Here is an 11,351-nt window from a genome sequence, read left to right as displayed (position 1 = left end):
AAGGGGCTAGCTGATGTCGACAGACAACATCGAGCACGTGAAGTTTCGCAATCCGGACATGGCGTGGGATATCGCCGCGGATCTGTACTTCCCGCCTTCGTTCGACCGTTCGAAGACCTATCCGGCGATCGTCTGCGCACATCCGATCGGTAGCTGTAAGGAACAGACCGCGGGAAACATCTACGCGACCCGCTTGGCCGATGAAGGCTATGTAGCCATCGCCTTCGACGCGAGCTTCCAGGGCGAGAGCGGCGGCAGCCCGCGCCGGGTCGAGGATCCGACGCAGCGGGTCGAGGACTTCCGGCGGGTAGCCGACTACCTGACCACCCTCCCCTATGTCGACAACGACCGAATCGGCGTCCTCGGCGTGTGCGGCGGTGGCGGATATTCGCTCAATGCCGTGATGACCGAGCGCCGGTTCAAGGCCGTGGTGTCCATCACCGGTGTCAACTACGGACGGATGGTGCGGGAGAACTCGATCGCTCAGGGCGGGCCTGTCGCTGCCCTCCAGGCGGTCGCCGATCAGCGCTCGGCCGAACTCGGTGGCGCCGAGGGCCAGGTGAGCGCCGCACTGCCGCCATCCGCCGAGGTCGCGAAGCAGATCGGCGACATCGACGTCATCGAGGCGTACGACTACTACTGCACACCACGTGGTCAGGCTCCCAACGGTCCCGCGACCTTCGATGTCGCGCACGGCGCCTCCGCGCTGGGCTGGGATGCGTTCCACCTCGCCGAGGTTCTGCTGACCCAACCGGCGTTGATCGTCATCGGTGACAAGCCCGGTGCTTTCGGGGCCTACCGCGACGGCTATGAGATCTACAATCGTGCCGCCTCGGCCGACAAGGAACTCGTCGTGCTGAAGGGCGTGTCACATTACGACCTCTACGACCAGCCACAGGGCGCGGGCGCCGCGCTGGAGAAGGCGATTCCGTTTTTCGCCAAGCACCTCTGACACGCCGCGATCCGGCTCGGCCGGCCGACAGCCGGTAGTCGCACGAGAACTACCGGCTGCCGCTGCCCCGCGGAGGAACGACGGTTGCCCCGAACTCAGCCGATGGCGCCCTGATCGCGCAGGGCGGTCAGCTCGGCTGGGGTGAACCCCCAGTCGCTCAATACTTCGTCGGTGTGTTCACCCGGTTGTGCCGGAGGACGCTGGACAGCGCCGGGTGTGCGACTGAAACGCGGCGCCGGCGCGGGCTGGACCACGCCGGCGACATCGACGAAGGTGCCGCGTGCTCGCAGGTGTGCGTGTCGCGGCGCCTCGGTCAGCGATAGCACCGGCGTCAGACACGCCTCCTGCCCGACTGCCAGAGCACACCATTCGTCGCGGGTCCTGGTGCGGAACACCGTCGTGAACCTCTCATGCACCGCCGGCCATTGTGACTTGTCGTGTTGGTCGGGCATGTCCGATTCTTCGATGCCGAGCACTCGCAGCAGGTTGCGCCAGAAGCGGGATTCGTTGGCGCCCACGCTGATCCAGCCACCGTCGGCGGTTTCATAGACGTTGTACCAGGGTGCGCCCGAGTCGAGCCGGTTCACGCCGCGCTCGTCGCTCCAATAGCCCGCGGCGAACAGCCCGTAGAACAGCGTCATCAGTGACGCCGAGCCGTCGACCATGGCGGCATCGACGACCTGGCCCCGGCCGGATGTACGACTCTCGAGCAACGCCGACACCACGCCCAACGCCAAATACAGTGCCCCACCGCCGAAGTCGCCCGCCAGATTGAGTGGGATGACGGGTTGTTCACCCGCGCGACCCACCGAATGCAGCACTCCGGTCAGCGCGATGTAGTTGACGTCGTGACCGGGGTCGTTCGCGAGCGGCCCGCGCTGGCCCCACCCGGTCATCCGGCCGTACACCAGCGCCGGGTTCACGGCCATACATTCGTCGGGGCCCAGGCCGAGTTTCTCCGCGACCCCGGGCCGAAACCCCTCGAGCACCACCTGAGCCTTCCCGACGAGCCGCAGCACCGCCTCGACCGCCGCGGGCTTCTTCAGATCGAAGACCGCGCTGCGCCTTCCCCGATTGAGCAGATTGAACCGTGCGTCGATCGGTGCTCCGCCGTCGTAGCCCGGCGGTCGGTCCAGCCGAATGATGTCGGCGCCGAGATCCGACAGCAGCATGGCGGCGAACGGCACCGCCCCGACCCCGCCGAGTTCGACGATGCGTATGCCGGTCAGTGGGCCGCTGCGGCTAGTCATTGCCGGTTTCGCCGCTGTGGTGCCCGAGCAGAGCACGCAGCTCGTCGTCGGCACCGCCGATATCCTGAGCGGCCGGCAATGGGGGCGGTCGTTTGCCATCGAACGACAGTGGCAGTCCGACGACCCCGATCTCGTCCTCGGCGGGCGCACCGATGATGCCGAGGGCCTTGGTCTGCTCATGGGCAACCATCTCGGCGGTCGTCTGCACCGGTGCGACCGGAACACCGAAGTCCTGCAAGCGTTTCCGCCAGTATTCCCGCGGATGCTCGGCCAACCGTTCGCCGATCAGCCGGTCGATCTCGGCCCGGTTGGCCAGGCGTCCGGTGTTCGTGGCGAACCGATCGTCGCTCGCCCACTCCGGCCGGCCCAGCGCCTGACTCAGGCGGGCGAACAGTCCGTCGTTGCCGCAGCTGACGATCAGATCGCCGTCGGCGGCCGAGTACGCGCGGTGCGGCACGATGAACGCGACACCCGAACCGTGGCGTTCGCCGGGAGCGCCATCGGTGTTGTAGCCGGCCACGCCGACCGACATCCACCCGATCGCCGTTTCCAGCAGCGACGCGTTCACCGCGGCACCGTCCAGTTTCGATCGGCGCCGATGCAGGGCAGCGAGGATGCCGATGGCCGCCCACATGCCGGTACCGAAGTCGATGATCGAGACCCCGGCTCGCACCGGTGGTCCGTCGTGTTCGCCGGTGATACTCATGATCCCGGAGAACGCCTGCATCAGCGGGTCGTAGCCGGGCAGGGTGTTCATCGGGCCCGTGTGCCCGAACGCGCCGATCTCGCAATGCACGAGCTCGGGCTTGGTCACCCGCAGGCTTTCGGCGTCCAGCCCGTATTTCGCCGCGGAGCCCGGCCGCAGATTGTGCAGGAACACGTCGGCGCGCTCGGCGATCAACTGGTGCAGCAACGCCAGCTGATCGCGATCCTTGATATCGATCTTGATCGACCGTTTGCCGCGGTTCAGTGCGTGGAACGCCGCGCCGCTGCCCTTCCACATGCTCGGGCCCCAGCCGCGTGACGAGTCGCCGGTCGGGCGCTCCACTTTCCAGACCTCGGCGCCGAGCTCGGCCAGGATCTTGCCGGTGAACGGTGCCGAGGCGCTGTCACCGAGTTCGACCACGACGATTCCGGACAGCGGAAGTTCGTTCTGCATCGGCTGCTCCTGCCCTGGTCGTGGTCGATCGTGTGTTGTCATCGTGCACCTTTACCCGGGGTTCGCGGCGGTGAAGACGGGGATGGTCTGGGCACCGCGTTCGACGAACCGGACGGTGACGTCCTGGTCGATCGCGATGGATTCGGGGTCGCCTTCGATCTGGGCGAAGAGCAGGTAGCCCTCGGCCATCTGCACGAATCCGACGGTGTAGGGCGTGATCGACGCCCACACCGGGGTCGGGCCCCGCATCACCGTGCTGAAGGAGTAGACAGTGCCGCGCCCGGCCGACTCCTCCCAGGCCAATTCCGGCGAGGAGCAGTAGGGGCAGTACGAGTGTGCGGGCCAGACCGCTTCGGCACAGCCGGCACAGCGCTGAAAAGTCAGGCGCCGCTCGTCCAGCGCCGCCCAGTAGGGTGCGGCGTCGAGCAGTCGGTACGGCTGCGGCCAATCATTGGGTGCGGTTGCTTCGCTCATGGTTGTTCTCCGATTCCGCTCAGGCCGCCAGCACCAGCACGCTGCCGGCCGCCAACATGCCGCCCGCACCCTGGACCAGCGCGGTTTCCGGTTTGCGGGTGGGTGCGAGCCCCAGCGCCTCCCCGCGCAGCTGGCGCACGGTCTCGACGATGGTGTCCATGTTGCAGGAGATACCCGGCTGGCCGAAGGACAGCCAGCCGCCGTTGGTGTCGGTCGGCAGATCGCCGTCGACGCCCGTGCGGCCCTCACGATAAACGTCGATGCCCCGGCCCTTCTTCGCGAAGCCCAGGTCCTCCATGACGATCGGGCCCATATGCGCGAAGTTCACCGACATCTGCACCATGTCGATATCGGAGGGGCCGAGCCCGGCCATGGCGTAGGCCTGCCGCGCCGCCTCGATGGTGGCGGTATGGGTGAGGTTCGGCAGGGCGCCGAAGTCGGCGAACTTGCAGGTGCGCATGTTCATCCGGTCCGACAGGTACTCGTGGGTGGTGGCCGAGCCGTATCCGTGCAGGTAGACCGGCTTCTGATGGGGTCGCACATTGTCGGGTGCGGTGACGACCAGTGCGCCGCCGGTACCGCCACCCCAGGTGGAACACATCCACCGCCGCAACGGGGTGGCCACGTACGGCGAGGCGAGCACGGTCGCGACATCGATCTCGCCGTGCTTGGCCTTGGCCGCGTGCGGATGATGCGCGCCCCAGCGCTGATTGGCGACGGCAACCTCGGCCAGATCGGCTTCGGTGATGCCGAATTCATGGAAGTACCGACGGGCGGCCTGGGCGTAGAGGGACGGGATCGTCGGTCCGTACATCACTTCGAACTGCGGATCCGCGTCGGCCTCCGCGCCCATGGCCACCGCGTCGACGAACAACTCCGTCGCATCGCTTTGCAGGCAGAGCACATACTCCGCCTTGCCCGCGGCGATCATCTGCGATGCCTGCGCGAGCGAGGCGGTGAGGCCGGCGCCATGCAGGGTCAGTTCACTCGTGAACGTCAACGGCATCTGCATGTGCGAGGCGAAGATGTTGTTCCATTGCGAGCGCTTATCGGCCCACGGCGAACGACCGGTGAACAGGGCGTCCACCTGGTTCTTCGTGATCCCCGCATCGGCCAGCGCCGCCACGGTGGCCTCGACGGCCAGTTGCAGCGGGTCTTTGCGGTTCGCGCGCGTGGCATAGGCGTCGCCCATGCCGACGATCGCGGCGACGGGTTGTCCGGTCATGACCTCAGCTCCGGACCTTCTCGGTCGGCAGCGACGCGCCGACGAGCGCCTCGAGGTCCTCGCGCTTGCGCAGCATGAGCAGGCTCCACTCGCTGCGCTGAACCACGTCACCGTGCTGGTTGAGCGCCTTCATCAGGAAAGTGACGACGCCGTACTTCTCGTCCTTGTCCTTCTTGCCGATCACCTCGGCGGTGACGTAGATGGTGTCGTTGATCAGCACCGGCTTCAGGTAGCGCAGGTTGTCGATGCCATAGTTCGCCTGGATCGATGGGCCGAACTGGATCAGGCCGGTCATCAGCGAGTAGGTCAGCGAACCCTGCACCAGACGCTCCCCGAAGCGAGTCTGCGCGGCGTAGTGGACGTTGGAGTGGATCTCGATCCAATTGCCGGTCAGCGCACAGTAGTTCACTACGTCGGCTTCGGTGATGGTGCGTCCGCCGGAGCGGAAGACGGTACCGACCTCGATCTCGTCGAGCGGCATGTCGATGCGGTTGTTGATGGTGGCCATCGAAGTTCTCCTGGGTGTGCGTGGGTGAATGCGGCTCAAAGGCGCATCGACTTGGCGATGATGGTGCGCTGGATCTGCGAGGTACCGCCGCCGATGGTGGACTGCACGCTCTCGCGCAGGTAGCGCTCCATATCGGCCTCGGGCAGGTTGGCGTAACCACCCAGGATCTGCATGCCGTCGAGCGCGCACTGCTTGAGGGTTTCGGAGCCGTAGAGCTTGGCCATCGAGGTCTCGCGGGGCGCGGGCAAGCCGGCGGCCTTCATCCTGGCGGCGCGGTAGCAGAGCAGCCGCGCGGCGTCGACCCGGGTCTGGTTCTCGGCCAGCATGTGCTTGAGCACCTGGAACTCGTAGATCGGCTTGCCGAACTGGATGCGCTCGTGGGCGTACTTGTTGGCGGCCCTGACCGCCTCCTGGGCGTTACCCACGTAGGCGGCGGCGACCGCGCAGCGCTCCAGCTCCAAGTGCTCGGTGATGATCTTCCAGCCCTGGCCGACCTCGCCCAGCAGCGCGTCGGCGGGGACACGGACCTCGTCGAGGAAGATCTCGGTGGTGCCGGTGGCATGGCGCGACAGCGTCGGCAGCTTGCGAATGTCCAGGCCTGGGGTGTCGTTGGGGATCAGCAGGACCGACAGGCCGCCGTGCTTGTCACCGGCGTCGGTGCGCACCAGCATCGCGATGACGGTGTTCTCGGCAGCGGCACCCGAGCACCACAGCTTCTGCCCGGAAACGATCCAGTCGCCGTTCTCGTCCCGGCGTGCGCGGGTCTTGGTGTTGGAGGCGTCCGAACCCGCGTCGGGCTCGGAGATCGAGACCGAGAAGCGGATCTGGCCGTCGATGAACGGCTTGACGTAGCGCGCCTTCTGCTCGGCGGTGCCGTACTTGATGATGTTCATCGCGGTGAAGGTGGGAACCAACACCGAGCAGGCAAAGTCGAAACCGAACTTGCCCAGCCCCTCGGCCATCAGCGAGTAGTCGAAGATATCGCCGCCGGAACCGCCGTCAGCCTCGTCGATCAGGATGCCGAGCCAGCCCTGCGCGGCGATCTTCTCGTACGCCTCGTACGGGTACTCGCGGCCCACATCGCACTTGCGCACGTATTCGACGGTGATCTCGTCGTCCATGAACTTGTTCACGACGTCGAGCCAGGCGGCCTGCGCCTCGTCCAGGAAGTTCGAATTCATTCTGTGTGCTCCGTAATGCGATGGATTCGGATGATGTCTTTTCTGAGCAGGACGTTAATTCCCACTCACTCGGTGCGCCAAGTGATGTTCTTCGAATTCGCCATTCGACTGCTTCGAAGTTCCCCACGAGTGTCGAAAAACCCGGCGGATGCTCCGCCTGCTTCGATCGAACTTGCCTGGGTGACCTCCTGAAACACGAGGTCAGAGGGCGCGGCGGCGACATTTCGAGGATGCCCGCCACCCTGCCGATCGGCAAGTGAAAATTCCCGAAGCCGCAGTTCGAAAACAGGGAATTGAATAGCAGTACCGGCCGAACTATGGTCGGAGCACACTCGTCGCCGAACGCCACGGTAGCGCGGCGGCGTTGCATCGGCCATTCGGGAGTCATCATGAGAAGTGTTCCTTTCTCGGCGCAGTACTGGAGTGCCGTAGAGACCTTGTCCGCGACCGAGTCGCGGTGGGTCCAGGACGAGCGGCTCCGGGAGCAGCTCGCCTATCTGGCGGCGAACAGCGAGTTCTACCGGGCGAAGTTCGCCGAACACGGCGTGAATATCGACAAGATCGCGACGGTCGCCGACCTCGCGGGTCTGCCGTTCACCGAGAAACAGGAATTGCGCGACAGTCTCGCCGCCGCACCACCGCTGGGCACGCACGTGGCCGCCGCCGACGCCGATATCGTGCAGATCCAAGCGTCCTCGGGCACGACCGGCTCACCTTCCTACGTCGGTCTCACCGAGAGCGATATCCGCGTCTGGAGTGAGCTCGGCGCACGTGCCCTGTACGCCAACGGTTTCCGCCCCGGCGACCGCCTGCTGCACGGCTTCGGCATGAGCAAGGGCTTCGTCGGCGGCCTGCCGGTCGTGCAGATCCTGCAATACATGGGCATCGTCGACATCCCCATCGGCGCCGAGGCCGGCGCCGAACGGCTGCTGCGAGTACAGGCCGACCAGCGCCCCAACGCACTCATCGGCACCCCCTACTTCCTCACCCACCTCGCCGAGCAGGCCCCGCAGATCGTCGGGCGGGCGGCCGGCGAATTGGGTGTCAGGACGATCAGCGTGGGTGGCGAGCCGGGCGGCGGCCTGCCCGCCGTGCGCGAGAAGCTGGAATCGCTGTGGGGTGCCACCGTGCGCGAAATGCTGGGCGGTACCGACATCGCGTGCACCTATTGGGGTGAATGCGAAGTCGGCGACGGCATGCATTTCCTGTCACCGGACCTGATGATCGCCGAACTCATCGATCCGGAGACGGGCGACCAGGTGACCCCGGTCGAAGGCGCCAGCGGTGAACTCGTCTACACGGCGTTGCGCCGCCAGGCCTCGCCGCTGTTGCGCTTCCGCACCCGTGACCACGTGGTGGTCACTGGGACCGACTGCCCCTGTGGCCGAACGGGTTACAAGGTGCGCTGCGTCGGCCGCACCGACGACATGCTCATCGTGCGCGGCATCAACCTGTTCCCCTCCGCGGTCAAAGAACTGGTCATGGAACTGGCACCCGCGACGACCGGCGAGATGCGCATCCGCGCCGATTTCGAAGGCCACTCCACCCAGCGTCCGCTGCCGCTGGCAGTCGAGTTCGCCCGGGGTCTGAGCACCGACCAGCAGAACGATCTGCGCGCCACCATCGAACAGCGGGTGCGATCGGCGCTCAATGTGAAGACGATCGTGGAGCTGGTGCCCGACGGCACGTTGAAGCGACCCGACCACGTCAAGGTCGCTCTCATCGAGCGAGTGCCCACCTCCTGAATGCGACGTATAAAATATTCTTCGTTCGGTGCTCGACTATGATCGGAAGCACCGGTCACAGCTCGACAGCGGAGGTGGGATGGGCACCCTCAACCGGTTGCATCTGATTCGGCAGGTGGACCTGTTCACCTTGCGGCTGTTCCTCTCGGCGATCGAAGAACAACAGATCGGCCTCGCTGCGATTCGCGAGAACATCGCAGCGTCCACCGCGACCAAACGCATCCAGGTGCTCGAGAACATCGCCGGGGTCAAGCTGCTCGACCGCACCCCCAAAGGTGTGTTACCGAGTCCGGCGGGTGCCATCCTGGCCCGCCACGCACGCATGATCTTCGACAGCCTCGACGACATGCGCACGGAGTTCGCCGCACTGACCGAGGGTGTGCAGGGCGAGTTGCGGATAGTGTCGGCTCGGTCGATCATCGTGCCGTTCCTGGCCCGCGAGCTCGGTGAGTTCAGCCGCCAGTACCCCCTGGTCGATCTGGTGGTGCACGAGGTGGAGAACGCCGACATCGTGCAGGAAGTCGCACGCGGCGAGGCCGACCTCGGCGTGTTCGCCTCGGCCTATGGCCTCGACCTCGACGGTGTCGAGGTGACGCCCTACCGGCGCGACCGCATCGTCGCGGTGGTGCCGCTCGGTCACCCGCTCAGCGGGCAGACCAGCGTGACGATCCGAGACCTGTTGCCGGAGAAACTGATCGCCCCGCGCGCACTGGTCGGCGCGCTACGCGCCGCTGCGCGGCGTATCGGCGAGGAGTACGAGCCCAAGCACGTCCTGCGCAGCGGTGGCGCCGCGATCAGCCTGGTCAACGCCGGGCTCGGCGTCACTGTGCAGCCGGAATGCCTGGTCGGCCACGAATGGACCGGCCGCGTCGCCGTGCTCGACCTGGCCGAGCCATGGGCTGAACGGCGCATCCACCTCGCCACCGCGCGCGGTCGCGAATTCAGCCCTGCGACAAAGGTCCTCATCGAACAGCTGCTGACCCGACCGGCCGACGATATCGAGCCGGCCGACGACCTCTGAGAACGACGCCGACCGGAGCCCGTGGTCTCGGACCAGGGGCTCCGGTCAGCGTTTTCCGATGCCGGATCCAATTCGCCCAAGATGGTCGTCTGTCGGTGTCGCGGGTCGCGGGGCTGATGACCGAGACGGGCGGTCAGCGTGTCGCCCGGAGGCGCTCACGGTCACGGGCGGGGTCGGCGAGAAGTAATGCCGCTACCGCTGCGATCGAGCCCGCGACACCGAGGCATTGGAAGGCGGCGGTGTACCCGTCGACCTTCGTTGCCGACGCGTCCACGACGATGCCCATCGTCCATGGACCGATGATGCCGCCGATCGCTTGCAACGCGAAGAACGCCCCGATCACCCCGGAGGTCTGCTGCGGCGGGCACGTCGCGGTGACCGCCGCATTGAGGAGCGGGAAGATCGCCACGACCAGCCCATAGGCCACAGACACCGCCACCACTGCCAGGATCGGCGACCCCAGCATGGGCAGACTCAGCAGCAGTAGGCCCGCCACGAACACACCCACGCACGGCGCGACCACTCGCACCAGCCGCAACGACAATCCTCGACTGGCTGCCCGGTCGCTGAGCCACGAACCGCCCAGCAGGGTGGTCAGCCCGACGAGGCTCGGTGCTGCGAACAACGCGCCGGACTCCAACCGCGAATAGCCGAGGCCCTGCTCGAAATACGACGGCAACCAGGTCAATACGACCGACATCAGCGCATAGGCGACGATCGCCACCGCGACCGCGGATACGAAGGTCTTCGATGAGAGCAGCCGTCGCCACGCCACCGCCGGTTCCGAGTTCGCGTCCGCCGATACTGAACGATTCCCACCCACCGTGTGGGGCCCGGGCCGCCAGGTGATCAGCCACGGCACACACCACAGTGCCGTCGCCGCAGCGAGCACGATGATCGCCGCACGCCACCCATGGTCGGCGACCACCAGCGCCAGCAGCGGAACAACAGCCATTTTGGCCAGCATGCTCCCGGAAAGGATGAGCCCGCTGGGTAATCCACGCTTACTCGGCGCATGCCACGAGTACGCCGCGGTATGCAGTAACGCCGACGTCGGGCCCTCGGTGAACCCGAGCAACACGCGGCTCAGGAACAGCACCGCGAAGGTCGCCCACACCACCAAGGGCAGCATCACCAATCCCCACAGGACCGCGATGATCGCGATCGACCACCGCAACGCCAGCACCTTGTTGATCGGGCCGGCCAAGAAACCTCCGACCGTGAACGCGAGGAAGAACATGCTGCCCGTGAACCCGATCTGCGACGCCGTCAGCCCCAGATCCTCACGCAACGGTTGCGCGATGAGACCGAACACCGCCTTATCCGAGGCGTTGAGGAGATAGAGCACCACCAGCAGGCCGGTCAACCCCCACCCGGTAACCCCTGGACCGGCAACCGGAGGCGCCGAGGTAGATGTCTGGTCTTGTGCGAGTTGTGTCACGCGCTGGCCCTTCGATGCTGTGGCGATGACCACCTTGTCCCGCCAATGTGTTACGCATCATATATTATATGGCGAGTGAGAGTGGTAGTTCAGTGGACCCCGTCGTGAACCGCCGCTCGTCCGGCTCACCACCTGACGCCGCGACCGGGTGGCCGGCAGTCGAGGTTGGTCGTACAGCGTCCGGGGCTCCGCAACCAAAAGACGGCCGGGGCAATGCAACTTCTCACCACAGCTGATCGCCTGCCCGGCGTGAGGGGCCGGGCAGGCGACATCGAAGGTCGAAAGACCGAGGCGAGGGCCAGCGCGTGACACAACTCGCACAAGACCAGACATCTACCTCGGCGCCTCCGGTTGCCGGTCCAGGGGTTACCGGGTGGGGGTTGACCGGCCTGCTG

10 protein-coding genes are annotated in these 11,351 nt (G+C 66.1%); 3 read left to right on the top strand and 7 right to left on the bottom strand.

What is annotated here, in order from left to right; translation table 11 throughout:
* Nucleotides 1–13: 13 nt before the first annotated feature.
* A complete protein-coding gene (locus tag GV790_RS18960) occupies nucleotides 14–952 on the top strand; it encodes an alpha/beta hydrolase (protein ID WP_163814671.1) in 939 nt (312 codons plus the stop codon).
* A gap of 95 nt (nucleotides 953–1,047) precedes the next feature.
* Here GV790_RS18960 and GV790_RS18955 read toward each other — a convergent pair whose 3' ends face one another.
* From GV790_RS18955 to GV790_RS18930, 6 genes are read right to left on the bottom strand one after another with little or no spacing between them, the layout of a single operon-like run.
* Nucleotides 1,048–2,202: a CaiB/BaiF CoA transferase family protein gene (locus GV790_RS18955; protein ID WP_163814670.1), complete on the bottom strand. Its 1,155-nt coding sequence runs from the start codon at nucleotides 2,200–2,202 to the stop codon at nucleotides 1,048–1,050.
* Nucleotides 2,195–3,361 (bottom strand): CaiB/BaiF CoA transferase family protein, encoded by a 1,167-nt coding sequence (locus tag GV790_RS18950; RefSeq protein ID WP_163814669.1) that lies wholly within the window; start codon nucleotides 3,359–3,361, stop codon nucleotides 2,195–2,197. Before GV790_RS18950 ends, GV790_RS18955 begins: the two co-directional genes overlap by 8 nt.
* A 51-nt stretch (nucleotides 3,362–3,412) precedes the next feature.
* Nucleotides 3,413–3,835, bottom strand: coding sequence for a Zn-ribbon domain-containing OB-fold protein (locus GV790_RS18945; RefSeq protein WP_163814668.1), 423 nt, complete (start codon nucleotides 3,833–3,835; stop codon nucleotides 3,413–3,415).
* 19 nt (nucleotides 3,836–3,854) lie between these two features.
* Entirely contained in the window at nucleotides 3,855–5,060 is a 1,206-nt protein-coding gene (locus GV790_RS18940; protein WP_163814667.1) for a thiolase family protein, read from the bottom strand.
* A gap of 4 nt (nucleotides 5,061–5,064) precedes the next feature.
* Complete coding sequence (locus tag GV790_RS18935; RefSeq protein ID WP_163814666.1) at nucleotides 5,065–5,568, bottom strand: MaoC family dehydratase; 504 nt, start codon at nucleotides 5,566–5,568, stop codon at nucleotides 5,065–5,067.
* Nucleotides 5,569–5,603: 35 nt separating this feature from the next.
* Complete coding sequence (locus GV790_RS18930) at nucleotides 5,604–6,749, bottom strand: acyl-CoA dehydrogenase family protein (RefSeq protein ID WP_163814665.1); 1,146 nt, start codon at nucleotides 6,747–6,749, stop codon at nucleotides 5,604–5,606.
* A 389-nt stretch (nucleotides 6,750–7,138) separates the two neighbouring features.
* Between GV790_RS18930 and GV790_RS18925 the strand changes: the two genes are divergently transcribed.
* Both GV790_RS18925 and GV790_RS18920 read left to right on the top strand, forming a co-directional pair.
* Nucleotides 7,139–8,494, top strand: a complete 1,356-nt coding sequence (locus GV790_RS18925; protein ID WP_163814664.1) for a phenylacetate--CoA ligase family protein — start codon at nucleotides 7,139–7,141, stop codon at nucleotides 8,492–8,494.
* Nucleotides 8,495–8,573: 79 nt separating this feature from the next.
* Nucleotides 8,574–9,515: a LysR family transcriptional regulator gene (locus GV790_RS18920; RefSeq protein ID WP_163814663.1), complete on the top strand. Its 942-nt coding sequence runs from the start codon at nucleotides 8,574–8,576 to the stop codon at nucleotides 9,513–9,515.
* 133 nt (nucleotides 9,516–9,648) lie between these two features.
* Here GV790_RS18920 and GV790_RS18915 read toward each other — a convergent pair whose 3' ends face one another.
* Nucleotides 9,649–10,881, bottom strand: coding sequence for an MFS transporter (locus GV790_RS18915; protein ID WP_178128119.1), 1,233 nt, complete (start codon nucleotides 10,879–10,881; stop codon nucleotides 9,649–9,651).
* Nucleotides 10,882–11,351 lie beyond the last annotated feature (470 nt).

It is taken from the genome of Nocardia cyriacigeorgica (genome assembly GCF_010858045.1).
Taxonomy (GTDB): domain Bacteria; phylum Actinomycetota; class Actinomycetes; order Mycobacteriales; family Mycobacteriaceae; genus Nocardia; species Nocardia cyriacigeorgica_E.
The sequence above is the reverse complement of the archived record's forward strand: the minus strand, read 5'-3'. Positions and strand labels throughout refer to the sequence as shown.